Raw genomic sequence first — 25,706 nt, forward strand, 5'->3', positions numbered from 1 at the left:
CGTGGTTGAGGCTTGGAAATGCTTATGGGGTTGCCAGGACGGTCTGGGCAGTGCGCGCGTTGTGCGCATTGAGTTGCCGGCGCCAACGGGTGAACAGACGCGGCTGGTTCACCCCGAGGACGCCCACCGGTTCATCTCCCCGGTAGTACACGGCGAGGAAGCTGTGGTTCTCGAGCTCCCCTGCCTCGATCTGGACGCGTTCGGCGTCCCGGGCGTGGCCGGCGAACTGAAGCGTCACCCCGTACTGGTCGGACCAGAAGTACGGCAGGTTGAGCGGTTGGGCTGCGGCTGAGTGGTCCAGGAGGCCGGCGACGGCAATGGCTGCGCGTTCCTGGGCACCGCTCCAATGCTCCACGCGGTGGTGCCGGCCACTGCGTTCGTCGAACCAGGCCGCACAGTCCCCCACGGCAACCACCCCGGGCACATTGGTTCGGCCCATCGAATCGCACGTGACGCCGTCGTCGATCGCCAGGCCCGAACCGGCCAGCCACCCGACATTGGGGACGGCCCCGATTCCGAGGAGTACGACGTCGGCGGAACGGTACTGTCCGTCGCTCAGCCGGACGCCTGTCACATTTCCTTCGCAGCTGTAATACGAGTCGATTCCAGTGTCACAAATCAGTTCCACACCATTCATTCCGTGGAGCGTGGCCAAGGCGGCAGCCATCTCCGCGCCGAGCGGAGCGCTCAGGGGCATCGGGCTTTTGCAGATGATGGTCACGTCCATTCCAAGGCCCTTGGCTGTTGATGCAACCTCCGCGCCGATGAATCCGGCGCCCACTACCAACAGGCGGCTACCAGGAACGAGTTCCGGAGCCAGATCTTGGGCATCCTCGAGGGTCCGCAGCGTAAAGACATTGGACAGGCCCGCAAGTTCGGGCAGCGTGCGGGCAGACGCTCCCGTGGCAATCACGACGCCGTCAGCCACCACCGCGCGTCCGTCTCCGAGGGTGATGGTCCTGGTGGCTGCGTCAAAGCTCCGCGCAGGCGTGCCCAGCAGCCATTCAGCCTGCAGGGGATCATCCGCTCCGGGTTCTTCCGCTTCCAACATCAAGTGGTTGACACCGATTTTTCCTGCCAGGAATTCCTTCGACAGGGGCGGTCGGTCATAGGGCCGCTGCTGTTCATCGCCAATGATGAGCAGCCGGCCACAAAAGCCTTGCGCCCTGGCTGCGCGGGCAGCGGAAAGACCCGCCAATGATGCCCCCACAATCGCCAATGTCTCCATGGCTTCCTCCTCGCCGAGCCGTTCGAAAATTCATTGCGCATTACGCAACAAACTTCATTATGCGAAACAGCGTGACGGACTTCACAACGCGTGTCAAGGAATCGGCCGGGAAAGTTCAACCTCTTGACAAGCCCCTGTGAGGTCAATCACTCTGTTGCGTATTGTGATCAGCGTTGATCATGAGACAACCGCCCCACAGGCTTCGACCCCGCCCGGTGAAAGAGGTTCTTGAGATGCACAGTGCTTGCCCGCTCAGCTCGTTGGCCCCGGGGGACGCAATTCGACTCGAGACGTCCCCGCCCATTGCCGTATTTCACACAGAAGAGGGCGAACTCTTCGCCCTCGACGACACGTGCACGCACCAAGACGCCTCACTCGCCGACGGCTGGGTTGAGGACTGCTGGGTAGAGTGCCCCCTCCACGCTTCCAAGTTCAACCTCCGCACGGGAGCCGCCGATGCGCCTCCCGCCAAGCTGCCCGTCCGGGTCCACGAAGTCTTGGTGGTGGACGGCCAGATCATGGTCAAGGAATCCGAGGACGCCCCCAACCTGCCGCCCGGGCTCACTGTGGACGGTCACGTCTAGGTTCCGCCACGCTCGTTCCACCGAACTTCCAGACCCCGCACTTCAACTTCAGGAGCTTCCCGCATGTCCACAACACCCCGCGTCGTTATCATCGGAGCCGGCATAGTCGGCGCGAATCTCGCGGATGAGCTGTCCTCCCGCGGCTGGACCAACATCACCGTCGTCGAGCAGGGCCCGCTGAAGCTGGCAGGCGGCTCTACCTCGCACGCCCCCGGACTGGTGTTCCAGACCAACGCTTCGAAGACCATGACCCAATTCGCGGCCTACACCGTGGAGAAGCTGCTCTCACTCAACGAATCCGGTGTCTCCTGCTTCAACCAGGTGGGCGGCCTCGAAGTGGCAACGACTCCGGAACGCTTGGCGGACCTCAAGCGCAAGCTGGGCTACGCGACGTCGTGGGGTGTGGAAGGCCGGCTCATCGATCCGGACGAGTGCGCCAAGCACTACCCGCTGCTCAACCAGGAAAAGGTGCTCGGCGGACTCTACGTCCCCTCTGACGGTCTAGCGTCCGCGGCCCGCGCCGTTGGCCTGCTCATCGCTAAGGCTAGCGCGGCGGGAGTCACATTCCGCGGTTCCACCCCCGTCACCGGCATCGAACAGTACGGCGGCAAGGTCACCGGCGTCGAAACGCCCGACGGCGTGATCCCGGCAGACATCGTGGTCTCCTGCGCCGGGTTCTGGGGTCCCAAGGTCGGCGCCATGGTGGGCATGTCCGTACCGCTCCTTCCCCTGGCCCACCAATACGTCAAGACCACCTCCGTGCCGGAGCTCGTGGGCCGAAACGATACCTCGCGGCTCCTGGACCCCGCCAACGGCGCCTGGATGCCCATCCTCCGCCACCAGGACAAGGACCTCTACTACCGCGAGCACGGGGACCGGATGGGCATCGGCTCCTATGCGCACAAGCCCATGCCCGTGGACCTCCGCGAGCTGCCCGAGGTTGCTGCGGCTGACATGTCCGAACACCGCATGCCGTCCCGCTTGCCGTTCACCGAAGAGGACTTCCTGCCCTGCTGGGAAGACTCCAAGGAACTCCTTCCGGCACTCGCAGGCGCCCAAATTGCCGACGGTTTCAACGGGATTTTCTCGTTCACACCGGACGGCGGTCCCCTCGTCGGCGAATCCAAGGACGTCGCAGGCTTCTTCGTGGCCGAGGCCGTGTGGGTGACGCATTCCGCCGGCGTGGCCCGTGCCCTGGCGGAGCGCCTCATTGAGGGCCAGTCCCACATTCCGCTCCACGAATGCGAGGTCTCCCGCTTCGAGGAAATCCAGACCGCCGAGAGCTACGTCAACGAGACGTCCCAGCAGAACTTCGTGGAAATCTACGACGTCCTGCACCCGCTGCAGCCGCGGGTCTCCCCTCGTGAGCTGCGGGTCAGCCCTTTCAATGCACGCCAGAAGGAGCTCGGGGCGTTCTTCCTCGAAGCCCACGGCTGGGAGCGCCCGCACTGGTTCGAGGCCAACCGCGAGCTACTGAACGAGCTCCCGGAAGAATGGCAGGCGCCGGAGCGCGAGCCCTGGGCAGCGATGTTCCACTCCCCCATTTCCGCCGCCGAAGCGTGGAAGACGCGCACCGCCGTCGCGCTCTATGACATGACGCCGCTCAAGCGGCTGGAGGTTTCCGGCCCGGGCGCCGTAACCCTCTTGCAGCGCCTCAGCGCCGGAAAAGTCGACAAGAAGCCGGGTGCGGTGACGTACTGCCTGCTCCTCAACGACGACGGCGGCATCCGCAGCGACATCACGGTGGCCCGCCTCGACGAGACCACCTTCCAGGTGGGCGCCAACGGCAACATCGACTTCGATTACTTCACCACGGAGGCCCGTAAGCAGACCGCCGAGGACGTCACCCAGTGGGTCCAGATCCGGGACATCACCGGTTCCACGTGCTGTGTGGGGCTCTGGGGACCGCTGGCCCGCGAGGTCATCGCGAAAGTCAGCGACGACGACTTCAGCAACGACGGATTGAAGTACTTCCGCACCAAGAAGGTCCGGATCGGCGGGATCCCGGTCACCGCGATGCGGCTGTCCTACGTGGGCGAGCTGGGCTGGGAGCTGTACACGACGGCGGAAAACGGCCAAAGGCTCTGGGACCTGCTGTTCGAGGCTGGGCAGGAGCAAGGAATCATCGCGGCCGGCCGTGGCGCGTTCAACAGCCTGCGCCTTGAGAAGGGCTACCGGCTGTGGGGCACAGACGTGACCCCGGAGCACGAGCCTTTCCAATCCGGCTTGGGCTTCTCCGTCAGCAAGGACAAGGAAGGATATGTCGGCGCCGAGGCCCTCAAGGCCCGCAGAGAATTGCCCGTCAACCGCCGGCTGCGTTGTTTGACGGTCGACGACGGCACGTCAGTGGTGTTGGGCAAGGAACCTGTCTATTTCAGGGGCGAGCCTTCCGGTTACGTCACGAGCGCCGCGTACGGCTACACCGTCCGGAAGCCCATCGCCTACGCTTGGCTACCCGCCGAAGCGGGCGAGGGTGACGCCGTCGAGATCGAATACTTCGGCAAGCGTATCCCGGCCACCATCTCCGCCGATCCCCTCGTGGATCCAAACATGGAAAAGCTGCGGGGCTGACGCCTCCCTGGCTACTGGACAAAGCAATGGGGATCACTTCAAAGGAGTTCAACTAATGGCCAACGAAAAGTTCGACTACGTCATTGTGGGTGGGGGCAGTGCCGGATCGGTCCTGGCGGACAGGCTCAGCGCCGATCGCACCAAGACCGTCCTGGTCCTGGAGGCCGGCCGCAGCGACTACCCCTGGGACCTGTTCATCCAGATGCCCGCGGCGCTCACCTTCCCCAGCGGGAACAGGTTCTACGACTGGCGCTACCAATCCGACCCCGAGCCGCACATGCACGGACGCCGGATCGCGCACACCCGCGGCAAGGTTTTGGGTGGCTCCAGCTCCATCAACGGCATGATCTTCCAGCGCGGCAACCCCTTGGACTACGAACGCTGGGGAGCCGACGCCGGCATGGAGACCTGGGACTTCGCCCATTGCCTCCCGTACTTCAACCGCATGGAGACGGCCCTCGCGGCGGATCCCAGCGATGAACTGCGGGGACACAGCGGACCGCTGGTCCTGGAACGCGGTCCCGCCCGCAATCCCCTCTTCCAAGCCTTCTTCCGCGCCGCTCAACAAGCCGGTTTTGCGCGGACCGACGATGTCAACGGGTACCGGCAGGAGGGCTTCGGCCCCTTCGACCGCAACGTGCACAAGGGCCAGCGGCTCTCCGCGTCGCGGGCTTACTTGCGGCCAAACCTCAACAGGCCAAACCTCACGGTCAGGACCCGGGCGCTCGTCTCGAAAATCAACTTCGACACCACTGGTACTTCCGGAGTCAGGGCCACGGGCGTCAGCTACCGACGGAACGGCAAGAATCACAGCGTCGATGCCCAGGAAGTCATTCTGTGCGGCGGTGCCATCAACACTCCGCAGCTCCTGCAGTTGTCCGGCGTCGGGGACTCCACGCACCTCAAGTCCCTGGGGATCAAGCCTGTGGTGGACTTGCCGGGCGTGGGCGAAAACCTGCAGGACCACCTGGAGGTCTACATCCAGCACGCCTGCACCCAGCCGGTGTCCATGCAGCCGAGCCTGAGCCTGTGGCGCTATCCGTGGATTGGCTTGCAGTGGCTGTTCGGGCGCAAGGGACCTGCGGCCACCAACCACTTCGAAGGCGGCGGCTTTGTGCGCTCCAACGAAGACGTGGCCTACCCCAACCTCATGTTCCACTTCTTGCCGGTCGCCGTCCGCTATGACGGCCAGAAGGCCGATGCCAAGCATGGCTACCAAGTGCACATCGGGCCCATGTACTCGGATGCGCGGGGCAGCCTGAAGATCACTTCCACGGATCCAACCGTCCACCCGTCCATGAAATTCAACTACCTTTCCACGGAGCAGGACCGGCGCGAGTGGGTCGAAGCCATCCGGATTTCCCGGCACATCCTGGAGCAGCAGGCCATGGCGCCTTTCAACGGCGGTGAGCTCTCCCCCGGCCCAGCCGTCCAGACCGACGAGGAGATCCTGGACTGGGTGGCCCGGGATGCCGAGACCGCCCTGCACCCGTCCTGCACAGCCAAGATGGGCCCAGCCACGGATCCCATGGCCGTGGTGGACCCGCTCAGCATGAGAGTGCACGGCACCTCGGGCCTGCGGGTGGCTGACGCTTCGGCAATGCCCTACGTGACCAACGGCAACATCTACGCGCCGGTCATGATGCTGGCCGAGAAAGCGGCGGACTTGATTCAGGGCCGCAAGCCGCTCGAGCCGATCGCCGCCGAGTTCTACCGGCACGGCGCGGTTCCGGGGGGCGCGGAGAGCCTGGACAACCAGCCCGAAGCCACCTCGGCGCGGAACTAAGGAGCGGAATGAACAGCCCACAACTCACGCCAACGCGCACTATCCGCGGCAGCTACGTTGACGGCGGCTGGCGACAGTCCGCCGGAGGAATCCGCAGCATCAGCTGCCCGGCGGACGGCACGCATGTTGCCGACGTCGCCGAGTGCACCTCGGCCGACGCCGAAGCCGCTGTGGCGAGTGCCAGGAAAGCGTTCGACGACGGCCGCTGGCCGAGCACGCCGGAACTGGAACGCGGCGCAATCCTCCTTCGCGTGGCCGGGCTGCTCCAGCGGGACAAAGCCGACTACGCCGCGGCCGAAGCCCTCGACACCGGCAAGCGCCTGATCGAGGCCGAGTACGACATCGACGACGTCATTGCCTGCTTCCGCTACTACGGCAGCGTGGCAGGCACGGACGCGGGCCGCGTGATCGATACCGGCCGGCCCGGAGCCATCAGCCGGGTCGTCCATGCACCCGTGGGCGTCTGCGGCCTCATCACTCCGTGGAACTATCCGCTCCTGCAGGCTTCGTGGAAGGTTGCACCAGCGCTGTTGGCCGGGAACACCTTTGTCCTCAAGCCCAGTGAGCTGACGCCTTCGACGTCCATCCTGCTCATGGACACGCTGCACGAAGCAGGCGTGCCCGACGGCGTCGCGAACCTCGTGACGGGAACGGGACCCGAAGTGGGGGCCGTCCTTAGCTCGGATCCGCGGGTCGATCTGGTCTCCTTCACGGGCGGACTGGAAACAGGCAAGCGGATCATGGTGGTTGCGGCGGAGACGGTCAAGCGCGTGGCCCTCGAGCTCGGCGGCAAGAACCCGAACGTGGTATTCGCGGACGCCGACCGGGAGGCCGCGATTGACAACGCCTTGACGGCCGTCTTCCTGAATTCCGGCCAGGTCTGCTCGGCCGGCGCGCGCCTTATTGTCGAAGAATCCATCCACGAGGAATTCGTGGCCGAAGTGGTCCGCCGTGCACAACAGATCCGGCTGGGCGGCCCCTTCGACCAGGAAGCACAGACAGGTCCGCTGATCTCCACAGCCCACCGGAACAAGGTCCACGCTTACGTCCACGCCGGGATTGCGGAGGGCGCCCGGTTGCTGTGTGGGGGCTTCATTCCGGACAGCCCGCAGCTGGCCGGTGGCAGCTTCTACCCGCCCACCGTATTGGACGGGTGCACGACCTCGATGCGCGTGGTCCAGGAGGAGTCCTTCGGTCCCGTCATGACCGTGGAAACGTTCACCACCGAAGAGGAGGCCATCCGGCTGGCCAACGACACTGTTTACGGACTGGCCGGCGCAGTGTGGACAGCCGACGCTTCGAAGGCCCAGCGGGTCTCCGAAGCCCTGCGCCACGGGACCGTCTGGATCAACGACTACCACCCGTACGTTCCGCAGGCCGAATGGGGCGGCTTCGGACAGTCCGGCAACGGCCGCGAATTGGGGCTCGCAGGCTTGGCCGAATACCGAGAAACAAAACACATCTGGCAAAACATCAGCCCCGGGCCTAGCCATTGGTTCGAGCCGCCACAGGCAGGAGTACAGCAATGAATAGTCCTGACATATCAGTGCGCAACCTCTGGAAGGTCTTCGGACCGGGAGGTGAAAAGATCCCCAAGGATCCCGAACTGTCGAGTTTGGGCTCCGCCGAATTGCTTGAACGCACCGGATGCAATGCTGCCGTGCGGGACATGAACTTCGACGTCGCCAAAGGCGAGGTGTTCGTGGTGATGGGCCTGTCCGGATCCGGAAAGTCCACCTTGATCCGGTGCCTCACCCGCCTGATCGAACCGACATCGGGGCGCGTCCTGGTGGACGGCAAGGACGTGTTGGAGGCGGGAACCGGCGAGCTTCGCGAGCTGCGACGGCGGAAAATGTCCATGGTCTTCCAGCATTTCGGCCTCCTGCCGCACCGAACGGTCCTGGACAACGTGTCCTACGGGCTGCAGATCCGCGGCACCGCGAAGAATGAGCGCTACGCCAGGTCCCGCGAAATCATCGACCTCGTGGGGCTGAAGGGCTACGAGCAGCATTTTCCCGATCAGCTCTCCGGTGGAATGCAGCAACGTGTCGGACTGGGCCGCGCCTTGGCCGGCGACCCGGACACCATTCTCTTTGACGAACCGTTCTCGGCCCTGGACCCGCTCATCCGGCGCGACATGCAGGCAGAGGTCATCCGGCTGCACAAAGAGATGGGCAAGACGATGGTGTTCGTCACCCATGACTTGTCCGAAGCGCTCAAACTCGGGGACCGCATCCTGATCATGCGCAACGGCGAGATGGTCCAGTGCGGCACCGGCGATGACCTCGTCGGATCGCCCGCGGACAAGTACATCGCCGATTTCGTCTCCGAAGTACCCCGCGCAGATGTCCTGACGCTCAAGTGGATCACCGATCCCGTGGCTTTGGGCACTCCCGGGGATGCTCCTGTCCTGAGCGCAGGCATGATCATCCGCGACGCCATTCCCACCGTCATGAACTCATCGTGTCCTGTCCTGGTGGAAGACTCCGGCAAGATCACCGGCCAGATCGACCGCGACAGCATCTTGTCGGTCATCCGCAGCACGGAAGTTGCGGCGTGATGTCCACTCTCGTTCGCGATCGCGCCCCGGTTCAGACCGGTCTCGTTTCCGTCCGCCCACCGCGCAAACGGCTCAGCCGCCGCACCCTGCTTCTGGGCGGGGCCGGCGTCGTCTGGCTTGTTGGATTCCTGTTCCTCCACGGCACATCCACCCTCACGCTGCCGGCGTCGGAATTGACTGACCTGCACCGTTCGCTCAACCAATTCAACGCCTGGGTCGCATCGAACCGAGCAGACAATCCGGTCTTCCAATACGTCTTCACTCCCTTCCGCTCCGCCGTCGATTCAGTCGCAAATCTGTTCGCCAGCACATTTGCTGCCAGCTCTACCGGGCTTCGCCTACCGGAAATCGGCTGGCTGGGAACTGTCGGCCTGCTCAGCTGGATCGCCTTTGCGGTCGGCAATGCCCGGGTGGGATTGCTGACGGCAGCCGCATTCACGTTCTTCGGCCTCCAGGGTCTGTTTACGGAAGCGGCTTACACCTTCGCCCTCGTCCTCACAGCCGTGCTGTTCAGCCTCCTGATTGGCATCCCGCTCGGAGTCTTGTCCGGGATCTCGGGCCGGGTTTCCCAAGTGATCACTCCGGTGCTCGACTTCATGCAAATCCTCCCCACGTTCGTCTATTTGGCTCCTTTGGCCCTCATCTTCCTGATCGGCCCGGCCTCCGCGGTCATCGCCACGGTGATCTACGCGGTGCCTCCACTCATCCGACTGACGGCACACGGAATCCGGAACATCCCGGAGAACACCAGGGAAGCCTCCGACTCCTTGGGCACCACGGGGTTGCAGCGGCTTCTGACCCTGCAACTCCCCCTGGCACGGCGCACCATCGTGATGGGGATCAACCAAAGCACCATGGCTGCTTTGTCCATGGTCACCATCGCAGCGCTGATTGCGGCGCCGGGGCTGGGACAAGTTGTTGTCCGTGCCCTGCAATCCCTCGACGTCGGGACGGCGGTCAACGCCGGCCTGTCGATCGTCCTCTTGGCCATTGTGCTGGACCGGGTCACCACGGCTGCCAGCCGCCGGGCCGAGCCCGGGGCAGCCCGCAAGCGCCGGATATCGCGGAGAAGCAGGTACATCCTGCTCGCTGTCAGCCTCGTTGTTGTCCTTGTCATGGTCCAGCTTTCCCGGACGATGCTCTGGGCCGCAGCCTTTCCGAAGAACCTCAACTTTGGCCCGGACATCGTCAGCGGAGTCGGCGCTGCCAGCGAATGGCTGCAGACAAATCTCTCCCTGTTTACGGTGTCCTTCCGCGAGGCCCTGACCAACGGGATCCTCAACCCGTTCCAATCCCTTCTGACCGAGACCCCCTTCTACCTCCTGGTCGCGGTTGTCCTCGTGGCGGCTTACGCACTCGGTGGTTGGAAGCTGGCACTGGTCACCGCCTCATGCCTGGCCGCGATCATTTACCTCGGCCTGTGGAGCGATGCCATGGTCACCCTGGCGAGCACACTTGTTGCCACGGCCGTGGTCATGGTGCTGGGCATCATCTTCGGTGTGGCGATGGGCAGGTCCAACAAAGTGGACCAGATCATGCGGCCCATGCTGGATGCGGGCCAGACCATGCCTGCTTTCGTCTACTTGGTTCCATTCCTAGGCCTCTTCGGCGCAACGAGGTTCACGGCCATCGTCGCCGGAATTATCTACGCAGCGCCTGTGGCCATCAAGATTACGGCCGACGGCATCGCAGCGATCTCCCCCACCGTCATGGAGGCTGCGGTATCCAGCGGGTCAACCCCGTGGCAGGTCATCACCAAGGTCCAGCTCCCCATGGCAAGGAAATCCCTGGCCCTCGCCGCAAACCAAGGCTTGATCTACGTCTTGGCCATGGTGGTCGTCGGAGCACTGGTCGGTGCAGGCGGCCTGGGGTACGACGTCGTCGCTGGCTTTGTCCAGAGCTCGCTGTTCGGCAAGGGCCTTGCCGCCGGTCTGGCCATCGTCTTCCTCGGCATCCTGCTGGACCGCATGACCCAGGCTGCGGCAGCCGACCCCGTCCGTAAAATCCGCTCAGCAAGATCGAGCGCGCACTAATTTCCTCCCGTTCACCGCCCCAACAAGGAGACCCCAACCATGAGTAGAACCAGACAGCTTTTGAAACGAACAATTCCCGTACTCGCCGGAACCGCTGCTGCAGCCCTTTTGCTAGCCGGCTGCGGAGGCGCTTCCGTGAACCAAGCCGCAGCCGCAGGCTCCTCGGATACGCCCTGCGGAACCGTCAATGTCGCCCTCAACGCGTGGGTCGGCTACACGGCAAATGCGGCCGTCTACAGCTACGTAGCCCAAAACAAGCTCGGTTGCACGGTAGTCCAGAAGGACCTGTCGGAGCAGATCTCCTGGCAGGGCTTTGGTTCCGGTGAAGTCGATGTCATCCTCGAGAACTGGGGTCACGCGGACCTCACGAAGCAGTACATCACGGACCAGAAAGTGGCTGTGGACGCCGGCCCGACGGGCAACGAAGGGCACATCGGCTGGTACGTACCACCATGGATGGTCCAGAAGTACCCGGACATCCTGGACAGCAAGAACCTGAACAAGTACGCCTCACTCTTTGCCACCTCCGAATCAGGCGGCAAAGGCCAGGTCCTGGACGGCGACCCCGCCTTCGTGACCAACGACGAAGCCTTGGTCAAGAACCTTGGCCTCGACTACAAAGTGGTCTTCTCGGGCTCGGAAGCAGCTCTGATCCAGTCGTTCCGTACGGCCGAAAAGAACAAGACACCCCTGCTGGGCTACTTCTACGAACCGCAATGGTTCCTCTCCGAGGTCCCCCTCAAGAAGGTCAGCCTGCCCGCCTACACGCCGGGCTGCGATGCCGACGCCGAAAAGGTGGCCTGCGACTACCCCGATTACAAACTGAACAAAGTGATGGCCAAGAAGTTCGCGGACAGCGGTTCTCCCGCAGCGAAGCTGCTCAAGGCCTTCTCGTGGACCAACGCTGACCAGAACTCGGTCGCAACGGACATCCAGGGCGGCATGAAGCCAGACGCCGCCGCAAAGAAATGGGTGGATGCCCACCCCGATGTAGTGGCCGCCTGGCTCAAGTAGCACTTCAATCCATCTCGCTTTGAAGCTCCCCGGATCAATCGATCCGGGGAGCTTCTTTGTGTTCCAGGGCGGAATTTTACTCACACTACGCAACAGAGTTGCAGTGAATGTGCCACCCTCCCGACTAGCTCGCACTTGTTGTCGTTGAGGACGCCTCATACGACATCTACTGCACGTGAGTTGGGACGCGCCTATGGACCCTTGACGGTGACGTGCAACACACATCGATTTTGGTGCAACAGCGTTGCATTGAATGCAACCCCAAATTTCTTGGTGGATTCCTACGGCCACTCGTTCGGCGTGCTCAGCCACTACTACGGCCGCGAAGCCGGACTGGAGTTGCGCGAGGACATCGACACGGTGCTGGAGCCGGGCATGGTGGTCTCCATGGAACCGATGATCACGGTCCTCGACGGCCAGCCGGGTGCCGGCGGGTACCGGGAACACGACATCCTGGTGGTCGGTGAAGACGGTGCCGAGAACATCACCAAGTTCCCGTTCGGCCCGGAATACAACATCATCGGCGCCTAGCACCACGTCCTCCACTGGACATGCCCAGCCTTGAATCTGAGTGATGGACATATGCTGCATATGCTCATTGCCGAAGACCAAGGTTGGGCATGTCCCCCTTAAAAGGGCCATATAGTGACCATCATGACCTCAGTGAACACCAACGAAACCGCGGCTAACGGCGATTCCAAAGGCGCTTCGGTCCTCGAGAACGCCATTGCTGTGCTCCGGAGCTTCACCGCCGAGGAACCCCTGCTGGGAGTCACCGAGATCGCCGGCAGGATCGGCCTCCACAAGAGCACAGTGTCGCGCATTCTGGCGACCTTTGAACAGGAACACCTGGTGGAGCGCGACTCCGATTCCCGGCGCTTCCGGCTGGGCCTGGGAATGATTGCCTTGGCTGGTCCGCTCCTTGCCGAGTTGGAAGAGCGGCGGGTGGCCTACCCCGTGCTGCGCGAGCTGAGCGAACGGACGGGCGAGACAAGCGCGCTCATGGTGTGGAACGGGAACGAGTCCATGTGCGTGGAGCAAATCGCGAGCCGTCACCAGGTCAAGCATCTTGCCCCGTTGGGTGCCCGCTACAACGAGGCACTCAGCTCCTCGGTGCAGGTCTTCCTTGCCGCCGAAGACGCCGACCGCGTGCGCAAGCTCCTGCGAAGCGGCTCCATTACCTTGCCTGGTCTCGACGAGGAAGCCCTCGAGGCTTACCTGCTCCGCCTCCAGGAGTCGGTGAAGCGCGGCTGGGCCGTCAATTTCGGCGAAACCTCCATCGAAGAAGTGGGCGTGGCTTCGCCTGTGTATGATCACCGCGGAGACATCGTGGCCTCGGTCCTGATTCCCGCGCCCAAGTTCCGTGTCTCCCAGGACACGCTGGCCAGCCTCGGCGAGGCCTGCCAGGATGCGGCCCGGAAGATCACGACGCGCTTGGGTGGCCGAGCCCCGCACTAGCCCAAGCACTGGACATGTACACCCTTACCCCACCGGACATGCCCAGCTCCAACCCCTAGCAGTGGACATGTCCACCTCTATTCCACGGGACATGCCCAGCCTTGGAGTCGAGGGGTGGACATATTCGCAATATGTCCCTTGGTCCAAGCCAAGGCCGGGCATGTCCCTTGGTCCAAGCCAAGGCCGGGCATGTCCCTTGCTCCCGGGCCGGGGAGAGGCGGCTCGAAAGCCAAGGCCGCGAGAACGTTAGTCCGCGACCACGGCGAGCGCCTCCTCCACCGTGTCAACCAAGAAGATCCGTCCTTCCATCACCTTCCCTGCTGCCAGCCTCTGCAACATCGGCCATGCCGGATATTTGTGCTCCCAGTGCTCGCGTCCCACGAGGACCATGGGCTTGACGGTTTCCGGGGCGCCGTAGAAGTTCTCGCACGCGTCCTGGAAGATTTCCTGCACGGTGCCGGCGGAGCCCGGAAGGAACACGATGCCACCGTTGCACAGTTCCAGCAGGATCGCTTCGCGCATGGAATTGGCGAAATACTTGGCGATGTGGGTGGCGAAGAGGTTGGGCGGCTCGTGTCCGTAGAACCAGGTGGGGATGCCCAACGACGTCGTCCCGCGCGGATTGTGCCCGACGACGGCGGCCGCCGCCCGCGCCCAAGCGGTCACCGAGGGACGGAAACCCGGCACCGCCGCGAGCGCTTCGAGCGCGGCCGCGAAGTCGCCGTCGGGCAAGCCGCTCAAGTAGGCACCGAAGTTGGCGGCTTCCATGGCACCCGGCCCTCCACCTGTAGCAACCGTGAAGCCGGACAGGGCCAAGAGCCGCCTCAGGCGCGCGGCGTCGTCGAAGTCTTGTGTTCCGCGTTGCGCGGCATGCCCGCCCATGACTCCCACGATCTTGTTCCCGGCGAAATCCCCGTTGCCCAGGAGTTCGTCCAGGGCGTCCCCGATGGCGTGATCATGCAGAGCGGCAGCCAGGGTGGCATCCAGGCTGGTCCGTTGCCCCGGCATGATGCTCCATTGATAGACCTGGGCATCCAGGGTGGCCTCGTACTCCGTGGAATCAATGTCCTCGTAGAGTTCGGCGGCACTGTAGAGCCTGCCCCGGTAAGGGTTGAACGGCACGCCACGCAGCTTCGGAAAGATGAGCGCACCCCGGCTGCGCAGGGAGTCCTCCACGCCGTCGTCGAAGGTGCAACCCAAGAAAATAGCGCCTTGGGGATCCAGCCTCTGCAGGTCCGCGCCCCGACCCCTTAGGTCCAGCGACTGGGCGTGCCATCCGTGCATTGTTGCCGCGCCGGAACTGAGCAGCCGGTCGAAATGGGCCACGCTCTCAATGTCGAGCGTTCGGGGGCTGGGAGTCAGGGCGCGGGACGGATTCATGGCATCAGCGTAAGCCCGCGGTTATGTTGCGCAGGAGTCATCCGGCCGGTGCATCATGGAGCATGCAGACTTCCGAACAGCACAACAGCGTCCGGCCCCGGATCGGCATTCCGGTCCGCCTCAGCAGCTCCGAAGCGGCCGATGCCCGCGTGGGAGAGGCGAATGAACTCTTCGATTTCATCGTCGAACTCGTGCGCGACGCCGGTGCGGAGCCGGTACTCCTGGACGCCTCCTTTACCGATGAAGCCGGGCGCTTGTCGGCCGAGCTCCGTTCCCTCAACGGGGTCCTGCTGCCGGGCGGCGGGGATCTGGATCCGCGCCTTTACGGCGAGGAAGCGATTGAAGCCTGCTACGACGTCAACCCGGAACAGGACCGCCTGGACTTGGCGGTCGCCCGCGAATCGCTCGACGCCGGTTTGCCCACCTTCGGCATCTGCCGCGGCCACCAGCTCCTGAATGTGGTCTATGGCGGTTCCCTCATCCAGGACATGCACCCGTCGTCGGTGGATCACAACGGCCTGACTCCGACGGAGGGCGAGTTGAGCGCCTGGGCGTGGCACGACGTCGAACTTTCACCGGATTCCAAAGTGGCCGGACTCTATGGTTCACGGAACTCGGTGCGGATCGCTTCAGGGCATCACCAGGCTGTTGCCCGGGTAGGCGATGGCTTGGTGGTGACGGCGGTCGCTGAGGACGGGACGGTGGAGGCCCTTGAGGATCCGCAGCGCTGGGTGGCATCGGTGCAGTGGCATCCCGAGGCCTCGCAGCTGCCTGAGGAGGAACGGCTCGCCCCGTTCAAGGCTTTCGTGGAGGTCTGCAGGACGCTGCGTCCCGTGGGGTGATCGGGTGAGACGCTACCCGCCGGAGGCAAATTCCTTTTCCGGTGAACCTGACCTCGCCGGAATTCGTCTCATCAATGTGGCAAGCAATTTCCGCCCGCCGGATTGAGAAGTCAGGAACCAATCATGAGACAGAACCCCAAGGCCATGATGGTCATCGTTGCGGCGGCCGCCCTCATCGCTGTAAGCGGGTGCGGAAGTCCCGGAACCGACGGCTATGGCGCATCATCGAGCCCACCTTCCGGCGCGTCGTCCAGCGCTCCGCAGTCCGGCACCGCCACCATCACCATCACCATCACCATCAAGGATTTTGGCTATCAAGGACCCGTCTCGGTCAGTCCGGGTGCCAAGATCACCGTAAAGAACCAAGACGCCCAGGCCCACACAGTCACTTCAGACGATGGCAAGGCCTTCGACGCCGCGGCCGATGGAGGGGGCGGAACAGCCACATTCACCGCACCAACCACCCCAGGCAGCTATCCCTACCATTGCGCCTATCACTCGAACATGCATGGAACGCTGGTCGTGAAATGAGCGCAGTCAAATGAGCGCCAGCCTAGCGACACGCCGCAGGCCCAGGGACATCGTGCTGCGGCTGCTTGTCGTGACAGCCTTGGTCATCGACGCGGTGGTGCATTGGCAGCTTGCCCCCGGCTACCAGTTGGCTGCCCCGGCCGGAATCGGGCAAGGCAACTTGTTTCGCCTTGAAGCGGTCGCCGCGGTTCTCGTTGGCCTGTACGTCCTGGTGCGCGGCAGCCGACCGGCCTACGCGGCCGCCCTGCTCGTCGCCGGGAGCGCCTTCATAGCCGTCCTCCTGTACCGGTATGTCGACATACCGGCCCTAGGTCCGATCCCGTCCATGTACGAGCCCGTATGGTTTTTCGAGAAGGCCCTCAGCGCCGTCGCCGAAGGACTCGGCGCGGCCCTGGCAGGTGTCGGCTTCCTCAGGCAACGCGGTAGCGCCCGGCGTCGCCGGCGCTGAGACACAAGGTTCTGATGACTGGACATGTCCCCAAAGTGCGCCCGTAAGCGGCGCAAAACACCCAGCTCCGGCACCCTTGACCAGCCCAAGGCTCCTGCTATCATCGATAAAGCAGTATGTCCTATCAAGCGAACATGAGCGGACATGCTGCCACGTTCGGGATAGTCCCGGAACACGAGGGAGCATGCAATGGCGAATCAACTTGGCCTCACTATCGACCGCTCTTCCCCCGTGCCCTTGTACCACCAGGTGGTCCAGGGCATCGAGGCCGCCATCCACAGCGGAGTGTTGGAGCCCGGCAGCCGTTTGGACAACGAGATAGACCTCGCCGCCCAGCTCAACCTCTCCCGGCCCACCATGCGCAAGGCCATGGATGAACTCGTCCGCTCGGGCCTGTTGGTCCGCAAGCGTGGCGTCGGCACGCAGGTGGTGTCGAGCCAGGTCCGCCGGCCCCTGGAGCTCTCCAGCCTCTACGACGATCTGACCAACAACGGCAAGAAGCCCACCACGGAGGTCCTCAGCTTCTCGCACATGGAGGCAGACGCGGCCACGCTGACCGCCCTCCAACTGCCGGCCGGCTCCAAGGTTTACCACTTCACCCGCCTCCGCAAAGTGGGAGGCAAGCCGCTCGCGCTCATGGAGAACTGGGTCCGGGACGACATCGCCACCATGGACGAGTCCATGCTCGCAGCGGAAGGCCTCTACGCTATCCTGCGCCGCGGCGGCGTCAACTTCCGCCTCGCCTCGCAGCGAATCGGCGCCATGATCGCCAACGACTACCAGGCCCCGCTCTTGGAGGCGGAGGTCGGTTCGGCTTTGGTCACCATGGAGCGCACCGCCGTCGACGACACCGGACGCATGGTCGAGACCGGCCACCACGTGTACCGGGCGGATTCCTACAGCTTTGAAATGACACTCGTACAGCGCTAACGCAAGGACTTTAACTCCATGGCCAATTGGGTCTATCCATTGGGAACCGCCAACGACGGCGATTGGGACATTTCGCTCGGAACCTCCGATTCCGCCTTGGCCGTGGATGGTTGGGCCCACACCGGGATCAAGGTCGCCACGCTCGCCGCGGGCACCGCCGTCGAGCTCCCCGCCGCTGCGGAGGAGCGGATCGTTGTGCCGCTCAACGGCGCCTTCACGGTGACGGTCGACGACGTCGAGTATCCCCTCGCGGGGCGGGCGTCGGTTTTCCACGGACCCAGCGACGTCCTGTATTCCGGCACGAACACTGCTGTCACTATCAGTTCGCCCGACGGCGGCCGCGTCGCCGTCGCAACCGCCCCCGCCCACGCTTCGTATCCCACCCGGCTGGTCACCGCCGCGGAAACCCCTGTTGAGCTGCGTGGCGCAGGCAATTGCTCGCGCCAGGTCCACAACTTCGGCACTCCTGCCGCCCTCGAGGCGGACCGTTTCATCGTCTGCGAAGTGCTCACCCCCGCGGGCAACTGGTCCTCCTATCCCCCGCACAAGCATGATGAGGAAAAGGACGGCGAGACGGAACTCGAGGAGATCTACTATTTCGAGACCCGGGTGGCCGAAGGCTCCGGCGCCCCTGCTGACGCCGATGCGATCGGCTACCAGCGCGTCTACGCTTCCGATGACCGTCCGATCGACGTTGCGGCGGAGGTTCGCACAGGCGACGTCGTGCTGGTTCCCTATGGTTGGCACGGTCCCGCCATGGCTGCTCCCGGCTACGACCTGTACTACCTGAACGTCATGGCCGGCCCGGGCCCGGTGCGTGAATGGCTCATCAGCGACGACCCCCACCACGGGTGGGTGCGGCAGAGCTGGGATGGACAGGACATCGACCCCCGCTTGCCGTTCGGCGCCTGAGGCAACTCGGCGGCACGCGCCATTGGAACTCATCGCAAAAACGCTCTTCCGGAACGAAAGTTTCGGAAGAGCGTTTTTGTGATGGATGGTTTCTCGAAAGGGGCTCGTATCTGCAGAAGCGTTCGTCGAAAGGCGTGTGTTTCTGCAGGAGGGTCGGGGGAATTTAGCTCATTTGTGGAGGAGCGTTCCTGCCGGTGCTACCTTGCCCAGGGCCACCTTGACCGGAACCCCGCGTGCCAGGGACTCCTGCGCGGCATCGGCCACGCGGGAAGCCGCGACAGCGTCCTCCGGTGTGCACGGATTCTTCCGTAGACCCAGGACCAGCTCAACGAATGCTGCCATTTCCGAGCGGTAGGCCTGGTCGAAGCGTTCGGCGAAGGTCTTGTGGGGTTCTCCGGACGGGAAGGCGATCCCGGCTTCGGCCGATTCCATGGCTGTTTTTTCGTCGAGGCCAACCATGAGGGAACGCTTGGAGCCCTGAATTTCGAGGCGGACGTCGTGCCCAGCACCGTTGTATCGGGTGGCGGACACCGTGCCAACCGTCCCGTCGTCGAACGTGATCAAAGCCAAGGCCGTGTCCACATCGCCAACCTCGCCAATGGCGGGGTCTCCGTTGTTGGAGCCCTTGGCGTAGACCTCCACGATTTCGCGGCCGGTCAGCCAGCGCAGGATGTCGAAATCATGCACTGAGCAATCACGGAACAGCCCGCCGGACGTTGCCAGAAATTCCACCGGCGGCGGAGTCATGTCGCACGTCACGGCCCGCAGCGAGTGGATCCAGCCGAGCTCCCCGGCCTGGTAGGCGCGCTTGGCCTCGAGGTAGCCGGCATCGAAGCGACGCTGGTGGCCGATCTGCACCACGCCGTCGTTGGCACGGATGTGCTCCAGGACGGGCAGCGAATCGGCCACATTCATGGCCACGGGCTTCTCGCAGAAGACCGGGATGCCGGCGTCCACTCCCGCCCGGATCAGTTCCGGGTGCGTGCCCGTTCCGGTCGCGATAACCAGTCCATCCACTCCGGAAGCAATCAAAGCCTCCACCGACGGCAGGAATTCGGCGCCGAGCCCGGCCGCCACCGCGCGGGCGTGCTCTTCGGCGACGTCCGTGAGCCGTAACTCCACGTTGATGCCCTGCGCATTCAGTTCCCCGTTGAGTGCCGCGATGTTGCTGGCATGCATGACCCCGATTCGCCCCACGCCAACCAGTCCGAGAACGACGTCCTTCACAGTGCTACCTCCGTTGAAAAAGCAGTTGCGTTCTGGGATGTAACGCCCTCAACCGTGAACGCCCTACGGAACGCCTCAAGCGCCTCCATGTCGTCTCCGCTGGCCCATGCCTCCATGCCGACGGTACCTTCATAGCCCACAGCAACGAGCGCCCGGGCCACAGCCGAGTAGTTGATTTCGCCGGTACCGGGCTCGCAGCGACCGGGGACGTCCGCCACCTGGATCTCGCCGATGTGTGGCAAGGCAGAACGGACCAGTTCGATGAGGTTCCCCTCCCCTAACTGTGCGTGGTACAGGTCGAGCATCGTTTTCACGTTGGGATGTCCTGCCGCTTCCACCAGCGCCAAAGTGTCCTTGGCACGGGCCAGCGGAATTCCGGGGTGGTCCAGCACGGTGTTGAGGTTTTCGAGGCAGAACGTCAGTCCGTGCTTTTCCCCGAGCTCGCCAAGGCGCTCCAAGGTCCGGGCCCCCGTGATCCACATGCTCCCGTTGGACCGGTAGATGGGGCGGGCTGCTTTTCCGTCGATCAGTTCCGCCGAGTGAACCACCATGCGGCTGACGCCGAGTTCCAACGCGGTCGTAATCAGCGTTTCGGCCGTCCTCACCACCTCATCGGCCGTGTCCGGGTCCACCAGGCTCCCGGAGGTGTATCCGGTCATGGAGGAAAAGACCGCGCCACTCGCCTTGAGAGCCGCAATGTCCTTGTTCCTCGAGTCCCAGAGTTCGACGTCGAATCCGGCTTCGTGGATCCGCCGCACCCGTTCGGTGAACGGCAGCTCCGTAAAAACCATTTCCGCGCAAACAGCCAGCCGCATCAGACACCGGCCTTGCTGTCGCTCGACACGGCGGGTACGGCCACCGGGGCGCCTTGCTGGACCGACTCGATGCAGGCCAAAGCCATCGCGAGGGCGCGGCGCGCGTCAGCGGCTCCCGGGGTGAGGGTGAAAGCGCCCGACGGCGGCTGCGTGCCGTCGCGGCGCGCGCGGACTGCCGCCGCGAAGTCCACGAGTTCATCGGTGTAGGCATCGCGGAACAGTTCGACGTTGAGCCTCGGGGTTTCGGCGGAAAGACCCTCTGCCGTGTACCTCAGGGCAGCCGTTTCAGTGGGTCGTCCGGCTTGAACCATGCCCTTGGAGCCGAAGACTTCGCCCCTGACGTCGTAGCCGTAAAGGGCGCTGAAGTTTGCTTCGGCCACCGCCAAGGCTCCATTGCTGTAGCGGATGGTGACCACGGCGGTATCCAGGAATCCCTGGTCACGCAGGCTCGGTTCCACCAGGGCGTCCGCGACCGCGTAGACCTCCACTGGCTCGGCGCCTTCGTTGAACCAGTTCAGGGTGTCGAAGTCGTGGATGAGGGTTTCCAGGAAGATCGTCCAGGCCGGAATCCTGGCCGCATGTCCGATGCTCCCGGTGCCCGGATCCCTCGTCAACGAGCGCAAGAGCTGCGGCTCCCCCACAATTCCTTCGGCCAGGTCCTTCTTCGCGGCCTGGAAGTCGGTGGCGTAGCGGCGGTTGAAGCCAATCTGGAAATGCACCCCTGCCGTTTCGACGGCGAGGAGAGCGGCGTCAAGCTCTTCAAGGCTCTGCGCGGCAGGCTTCTCGCAAAACACGTGCTTGCCGGCGGCAGCGGCCTGGGCAATCAAGGATGCATGGAACCGTGCCGGGCTGGCGATGATCACTGCGTCGATGTCCGGATCGGCCATGATGTCCGCGGCGTCAGCGGTGACCTTTGCCGTTCCAAGCCGGGCTGCCACCGACGCTGCCGAGTCAACGTTGGGATCGGCGACGGCGGCCAGGACCGCACCGGGAACCCGGCGGGCTATGCTTTCGCCGTGGAACGCTCCCATCCAGCCGGAGCCGATGAGCCCCAGCCGCACGGGGGTGGGGAGCTTGGCTGAATGCTGTTCGATGTAGGCCATGGGCCCGTCCTTTCGATAGTCAGTACAACAAAAATTGCTCAGGCAGGCGCGTTGCCTTCGCCCGGGAATTCAATGCCCACTTGGCGGCGGATTTCATCGGCAACGTCCATCGTCCGGATGGAGGAGGCCAGGGGCCGCTGTTGGGTTTCCATCTCACCGACAGCGATGGCGCGGGCCACCGCTGCGGCTTCGTAGTGCAAGCCTTCCAAATGCCCGCCCGCAGCCTCGTCGTGTCGAAGTCGCGTACCGTCCGGGAACCGGATCTCGAAACCGCCGGGCATGTTGAAGGGTCCGTCGATGGTCAACGTGGCCTCGGACCCGACGATCGTTGCCGCGGTGGGAGTGAAATTATGCAGGTGCGTATTCATCACGGCCTGGCTTCCGCCGGGGAATTGCATGATCGCGGAGAGCTGCGCGTTGACACCCGATTCGTGGTGCTGGCCGAAAGCGCTCAAGCGTTCCGGCGCCCCCAGGACTTCGGTGATGAGGGCCAGCGGGTAGGTGCCCAGGTCCAGCAGCGGTCCTCCGGCCAATTCAGGATCGAAGATGCGGTGGTTGCGCTCGAAGCGCTCGCCGTATTCCGCCAGGACCGTTGTCACGGTACCCAGCATCCCGGCGTCGAGCACTTGCCGGATCACGTCGAACTTCGGAAGGAAGAAGCTCCACATCGCCTCGGCGGCGAAAACGCCAGCCGCCTCGGCCCGCGTGGTGATGTCCTGCGCCTGCGCCGCGTTGAGCCCGATCGGTTTCTCGATCAGGACGTGTTTGCCGGCGTCGATGGCCAGCACGGCAGCCGCGTGGTGGAAGTTGTGCGGCGTGCACACGTACACGATGTCTATATCCGGAGCCGCGGCCAGCTCTTCGTAGCTCCCATAGGCGGCGGGGACGCCGAAAGCGTCCGCGAATGCCTTCGACCGGTCCAAAGAGCGGGAGCCGACGGCGGCGATCACCTGCCGTGAGTAGGCCTGCACAGATTCCGTGAACTTTTCGGCAATCCACCCCGGACCCATGATGCCCCAGCGCAGCGCGGGAGCGTCACGGGAATCCGGCACGCGGGACCCCGGCAGGCCGGATATCGCAAGCCCAGATGCTGGCAGACCGGATGCAACCATCAGTAGATCACCTTCGTGTAGGCTCCGTCGCTGTGGAGCGAACGGATCATGGCTTGTGCAAGCTGCGATGCCCGGAGGCCATCCTCCCCCGTGGCGAGCGGCGCAGGCTCCCCCTTTTCGAGGGCTGAAATCCAGGCCTGAAGTTGCAAGCGGTAGGCGTCGGCAAACCGCGGGCGCCAGTCAGCGGGGATTTCGGAACTGCGCCGCCCTTCCTGCTGTATCGCCAAGGCAGCCGGTTCCGGGAGTGCTGTGGTGCCAAACTCTGAAACGACCTCACACTGGGTGGTGTAGCCGTACTGCGCATTGAGGAAAAGTTCGAGGGTGGCCAGGGTGCCGTCAGCAGCGCGCAAGAGCATGAAGGCGGGGTCCCTCAGGTCACCGGTGCTATGCCGGGAACTCCGCCCCGCTTGCCACGACACCTCAGTGATGGGTGAGTCCAGCAGCCAAGGAATGATGTCGAGCTCGTGGATGGCCGAATTGGTGATGGCGGATTCCGAGCTCGCGCCCGGTCCCGCGGATGCTGTCCGGCTAGTGCAGTGCACCTGCAAAGGCTCGCCTTGGATGCGTGCCCGGGTGGATTCGCGAAGGGCGACATAGCCGGGGTCGAACCGCCTCATGAAGCCCATCGACAGCAGCCGGGCACCCGTTGCGGCCAAAAGGTCGGCTTCGGCCTCCACTACTCCGCGGCTTTCCAGGAGCGTGGGCGCCAGCGGTTTTTCGCACAGTACCGGGGTCATCGCTTCGAAGCATTCCAGCACTAGTCCCGCATGGGTGGAGTCATGGGAAGCGACGACGACGGCGTCAACCTCGCTGGAGTTGATCAGCTCGGAAGGATCGGTGGTGATGCGTGCGGACGGCGGCGCCGCGGCTGCCGCCCGTCCGGCGTCGAGGTCTGCCACGAAGGTGACTTCGGCCCCGCTGATGGTGGTGGAGAGGTTCCTGATGTGGTCTGCGCCCATAACACCGGCGCCGATAACGCCAACCCGGATCGGCATGCTGTCTTCCCATCTGCTTCGTTAACGTTCCCGCGGTGGCACGGCGAGCGGGGGGCCCGTCCGGACTTCCGGCGGACCCCCGTCTCCCGTCCGCGCTGTCTCCCTGCGCGCTAGGCGTGCCTCGGGCTGTTTTCCCTCGAAGCGTCGGAAGTGTCAGCGGAGTCGGCAGCGTCGGCTACCCCGGCGACTTCGGCCTGGACTTCCTTGAGGGCCTCCGTGTGTCCGCCGAGCTGCTCGAGTTCGTGGGCGAGTTCCGCGAGCTCGGCGCCGCCGGCCATCTGGGCGGTGAGTTCGTCCAGGGTGATGTCTTTCTTGTCGTAGTAGCCGATCGACTTGCCGCGCTTGAGCAGCAGGAACCGGTCACCCACGGGGAAGGCGTGGTGCGGGTTGTGCGTGATGAAAATGACCCCCAGCCCGCGGTCGCGGGCCTGCAGGATGTAGCGGAGCACGACGCCGGACTGCTTCACACCCAGCGCGGCCGTCGGTTCGTCCAGGATCAGCACCTTCGCCCCGAAATACACGGCCCGGGCGATCGCCACGCACTGGCGCTCACCGCCGGAGAGCTGGCCGATGGGCTGTTCCACATCGCGCAGGTCGATGCCCATCTCGGCCAGTTCCTTCAGCGTGATGTCCTTCATCTTCTGGACATCCATGGACTTGAACGGCCCCCAGCCGGTGGTCAGTTCCGAGCCGAGGAAGAAGTTCCGCCAGATCGGCATCAACGGGACCACGGCCAGGTCCTGGTACACGGTGGCAATGCCGACGTCGAGGGCGTCCCTGGGCGAGTTGAACTTCCGCTCCTCGCCCATGATGTGCAGCACGCCTTCATCATGCTGGTGCAAGCCCGCGATGATCTTGATCAGCGTGGACTTGCCTGCACCGTTGTCCCCCAGGACACAGGTGACCCTGCCGTTGTCCACGGCCATGGTCACATCGCGCAAGGCGATGATGTTCCCGTAGTGCTTTCCGATCTTGTCCAGGGACAGCAGGTGCACGGGGGTGTGGGTCAGCGGATCCTTTTCATCCTTGAGCAGTGTCTGTTGGTCGATCTGTTTGGCATTCATTGGTCCGCCCCTTACTTGAGATCTGCGCGGCGCTTGACGATGAGGTTGACGATGGTGGCCAGCAGCAGCATCAGGCCCAGGAAGAACTTGAACCAGTCCGGGTTCCACTGCGCGTACACGATGCCCTTGTTGGCCATGCCGAAGATGAACGCACCGATCGCACCGCCCACCGCCGAACCGTAGCCGCCCGTGAGGAGGCAGCCGCCGATGACCGCCGCGATGATGTAGAGGAACTCGTTGCCCACGCCCTCACCGGACTGAACGGCGTCGAAGGCGAACAGGTTGTGCATGCCCAAGATCCAGCCACAGAAACCCACCGCCATGAACAAGCCGATCTTGGTCTTGGTCACCGGCACACCCACCGCACGGGCAGCGTTCGCGTCGCCGCCGACGGCGAAGATCCAGTTGCCCACCTTGGTGCGCAGCAGGACCCAAGACGCAATGGCAACGAGGATGATCCAGAAGAACACCGTGATCTTGACCTCGACGCCGCCGATGCTGATGGACGAGGCGAATACCGCGTGCGCGGAATCGAATCCGTCGAGCTTGGAGATGGACGGCGAGGACACGCTGCCGCCGATGAGGCGGGTCAGGGCCAGGTTGAGGCCCGTCAGCATGAGGAAGGTCGCGAGCGTGACGATGAAGCTGGGAAGTTTCGTCTTGACGAGGATCCAGCCGTTGATGAAACCGATGCTGAGGGAGACCACAAGCGCCAGCACAACGCCGACCCATGCGTTCAGCGAGAAGTTCCAGCTGAATAGGGAGGCAGTCAGTGCGGACGAGATCACGGCCACACCGGTGGAAAGGTCAAACTCTCCGCCGATCATCAACAGCGACACCCCCACCGCCATGATCCCGATCGTCGAGGAACCATACAGGACCGTAGCCAAAGCATTCGGCTGCGTGAAGGTCTGGGACACCGAGGCGAAGAAAATGAACAGGACAACGGCCCCTACCAGGGCACCGACTTCGGGCCTCGCCAAAAACTTCTGGACCGGGCTGCGTCTGCCGATCCGCTCATCGCCGGGCGTCGAAGCCGGCGCCGGCGGCAGGGTTGCTGTGTTTGCCATAGGAAGAACTCCTTGTTGGTCAGGCCGCGCGGCGGTCACCCGC

General features: G+C 64.0%; 23 protein-coding genes. 14 read left to right on the forward strand and 9 right to left on the reverse strand.

Going from position 1 to position 25,706, the window contains the following annotated elements:
- Positions 1 to 22: 22 nt before the first annotated feature.
- Positions 23 to 1,228: an NAD(P)/FAD-dependent oxidoreductase gene (locus tag HNP00_RS07960; RefSeq protein ID WP_184737714.1), complete on the reverse strand. Its 1,206-nt coding sequence runs from the start codon at positions 1,226 to 1,228 to the stop codon at positions 23 to 25.
- Between the two features lie 233 nt (positions 1,229 to 1,461).
- Here HNP00_RS07960 and HNP00_RS07965 point away from each other — a divergent pair, with 233 nt between their 5' ends.
- The 9 genes from HNP00_RS07965 to HNP00_RS08005 all read left to right on the forward strand — a co-directional run bounded on the left by HNP00_RS07965 (position 1,462) and on the right by HNP00_RS08005 (position 13,234).
- Positions 1,462 to 1,812, forward strand: coding sequence for a bifunctional 3-phenylpropionate/cinnamic acid dioxygenase ferredoxin subunit (locus HNP00_RS07965; RefSeq protein ID WP_184738179.1), 351 nt, complete (start codon positions 1,462 to 1,464; stop codon positions 1,810 to 1,812).
- 63 nt (positions 1,813 to 1,875) lie between these two features.
- A complete protein-coding gene (locus HNP00_RS07970; protein WP_184737715.1) occupies positions 1,876 to 4,383 on the forward strand; it encodes an FAD-dependent oxidoreductase in 2,508 nt (835 codons plus the stop codon).
- A 55-nt stretch (positions 4,384 to 4,438) separates the two neighbouring features.
- Complete coding sequence (betA, locus tag HNP00_RS07975) at positions 4,439 to 6,169, forward strand: choline dehydrogenase (RefSeq protein ID WP_184737717.1); 1,731 nt, start codon at positions 4,439 to 4,441, stop codon at positions 6,167 to 6,169.
- Positions 6,170 to 6,177: 8 nt separating this feature from the next.
- On the forward strand, positions 6,178 to 7,698 hold the full coding sequence (locus tag HNP00_RS07980) for an aldehyde dehydrogenase family protein (protein ID WP_221451320.1): 1,521 nt from the start codon (positions 6,178 to 6,180) through the stop codon (positions 7,696 to 7,698).
- Positions 7,695 to 8,729, forward strand: coding sequence for a glycine betaine/L-proline ABC transporter ATP-binding protein (locus HNP00_RS07985; RefSeq protein WP_184737719.1), 1,035 nt, complete (start codon positions 7,695 to 7,697; stop codon positions 8,727 to 8,729). Before HNP00_RS07980 ends, HNP00_RS07985 begins: the two co-directional genes overlap by 4 nt.
- Positions 8,729 to 10,762, forward strand: coding sequence for a proline/glycine betaine ABC transporter permease (locus HNP00_RS07990; RefSeq protein WP_184737721.1), 2,034 nt, complete (start codon positions 8,729 to 8,731; stop codon positions 10,760 to 10,762). Before HNP00_RS07985 ends, HNP00_RS07990 begins: the two co-directional genes overlap by 1 nt.
- Positions 10,763 to 10,801: 39 nt before the next feature.
- Entirely contained in the window at positions 10,802 to 11,776 is a 975-nt protein-coding gene (locus HNP00_RS07995; protein ID WP_184737723.1) for an ABC transporter substrate-binding protein, read from the forward strand.
- A gap of 207 nt (positions 11,777 to 11,983) precedes the next feature.
- Positions 11,984 to 12,307: a M24 family metallopeptidase gene (locus tag HNP00_RS08000; protein WP_395893800.1), complete on the forward strand. Its 324-nt coding sequence runs from the start codon at positions 11,984 to 11,986 to the stop codon at positions 12,305 to 12,307.
- Positions 12,308 to 12,430: 123 nt separating this feature from the next.
- Positions 12,431 to 13,234 carry an IclR family transcriptional regulator gene (locus HNP00_RS08005; RefSeq protein WP_184737726.1) on the forward strand — a complete coding sequence of 268 codons (804 nt, stop codon included), beginning with the start codon at positions 12,431 to 12,433 and terminating at the stop codon, positions 13,232 to 13,234.
- A 246-nt stretch (positions 13,235 to 13,480) separates the two neighbouring features.
- On the opposite strand, the gene HNP00_RS08010 is transcribed toward HNP00_RS08005, so the two are convergent.
- Complete coding sequence (locus HNP00_RS08010; RefSeq protein WP_184737728.1) at positions 13,481 to 14,614, reverse strand: LOG family protein; 1,134 nt, start codon at positions 14,612 to 14,614, stop codon at positions 13,481 to 13,483.
- A gap of 62 nt (positions 14,615 to 14,676) precedes the next feature.
- Here HNP00_RS08010 and HNP00_RS08015 point away from each other — a divergent pair, with 62 nt between their 5' ends.
- From HNP00_RS08015 to iolB, 5 genes are all read left to right on the forward strand, one after another.
- Positions 14,677 to 15,456 carry a gamma-glutamyl-gamma-aminobutyrate hydrolase family protein gene (locus tag HNP00_RS08015; protein WP_184737730.1) on the forward strand — a complete coding sequence of 260 codons (780 nt, stop codon included), beginning with the start codon at positions 14,677 to 14,679 and terminating at the stop codon, positions 15,454 to 15,456.
- Positions 15,457 to 15,579: 123 nt separating this feature from the next.
- Positions 15,580 to 15,987 carry a cupredoxin domain-containing protein gene (locus HNP00_RS08020; protein WP_184737732.1) on the forward strand — a complete coding sequence of 136 codons (408 nt, stop codon included), beginning with the start codon at positions 15,580 to 15,582 and terminating at the stop codon, positions 15,985 to 15,987.
- A gap of 10 nt (positions 15,988 to 15,997) precedes the next feature.
- Positions 15,998 to 16,435 carry a hypothetical protein gene (locus tag HNP00_RS08025; RefSeq protein ID WP_184737734.1) on the forward strand — a complete coding sequence of 146 codons (438 nt, stop codon included), beginning with the start codon at positions 15,998 to 16,000 and terminating at the stop codon, positions 16,433 to 16,435.
- Between the two features lie 189 nt (positions 16,436 to 16,624).
- Complete coding sequence (locus HNP00_RS08030) at positions 16,625 to 17,365, forward strand: GntR family transcriptional regulator (RefSeq protein WP_184737736.1); 741 nt, start codon at positions 16,625 to 16,627, stop codon at positions 17,363 to 17,365.
- Positions 17,366 to 17,383: 18 nt separating this feature from the next.
- Positions 17,384 to 18,277: a 5-deoxy-glucuronate isomerase gene (gene iolB / locus HNP00_RS08035; RefSeq protein ID WP_184737738.1), complete on the forward strand. Its 894-nt coding sequence runs from the start codon at positions 17,384 to 17,386 to the stop codon at positions 18,275 to 18,277.
- A gap of 168 nt (positions 18,278 to 18,445) precedes the next feature.
- Here the strand turns inward: iolB and HNP00_RS08040 are convergent, their stop codons facing one another.
- The 7 genes from HNP00_RS08040 to HNP00_RS08070 form a co-directional block, all read right to left on the reverse strand.
- Positions 18,446 to 19,504, reverse strand: coding sequence for a Gfo/Idh/MocA family oxidoreductase (locus HNP00_RS08040; RefSeq protein WP_184737740.1), 1,059 nt, complete (start codon positions 19,502 to 19,504; stop codon positions 18,446 to 18,448).
- A complete protein-coding gene (locus HNP00_RS08045; protein WP_184737742.1) occupies positions 19,501 to 20,319 on the reverse strand; it encodes a TIM barrel protein in 819 nt (272 codons plus the stop codon). The genes HNP00_RS08040 and HNP00_RS08045 overlap by 4 nt, the downstream gene beginning before the upstream one ends.
- The gene (locus HNP00_RS08050) at positions 20,319 to 21,422 is read right to left on the reverse strand and encodes a Gfo/Idh/MocA family oxidoreductase (RefSeq protein ID WP_184737744.1); all 1,104 of its coding nucleotides are present in this window, start codon (positions 21,420 to 21,422) and stop codon (positions 20,319 to 20,321) included. Before HNP00_RS08050 ends, HNP00_RS08045 begins: the two co-directional genes overlap by 1 nt.
- Positions 21,423 to 21,460: 38 nt before the next feature.
- Complete coding sequence (locus HNP00_RS08055; RefSeq protein ID WP_184737746.1) at positions 21,461 to 22,534, reverse strand: Gfo/Idh/MocA family protein; 1,074 nt, start codon at positions 22,532 to 22,534, stop codon at positions 21,461 to 21,463.
- Positions 22,534 to 23,529, reverse strand: coding sequence for a Gfo/Idh/MocA family oxidoreductase (locus HNP00_RS08060; RefSeq protein WP_184737748.1), 996 nt, complete (start codon positions 23,527 to 23,529; stop codon positions 22,534 to 22,536). Before HNP00_RS08060 ends, HNP00_RS08055 begins: the two co-directional genes overlap by 1 nt.
- Positions 23,530 to 23,639: 110 nt before the next feature.
- A complete protein-coding gene (locus HNP00_RS08065) occupies positions 23,640 to 24,593 on the reverse strand; it encodes an ATP-binding cassette domain-containing protein (RefSeq protein WP_184737751.1) in 954 nt (317 codons plus the stop codon).
- A gap of 11 nt (positions 24,594 to 24,604) precedes the next feature.
- Entirely contained in the window at positions 24,605 to 25,663 is a 1,059-nt protein-coding gene (locus tag HNP00_RS08070; protein ID WP_184737753.1) for an ABC transporter permease, read from the reverse strand.
- Positions 25,664 to 25,706 lie beyond the last annotated feature (43 nt).

The organism is Arthrobacter sp. AZCC_0090, from assembly GCF_014207375.1.
In the GTDB taxonomy this organism is placed as follows: domain Bacteria; phylum Actinomycetota; class Actinomycetes; order Actinomycetales; family Micrococcaceae; genus Arthrobacter.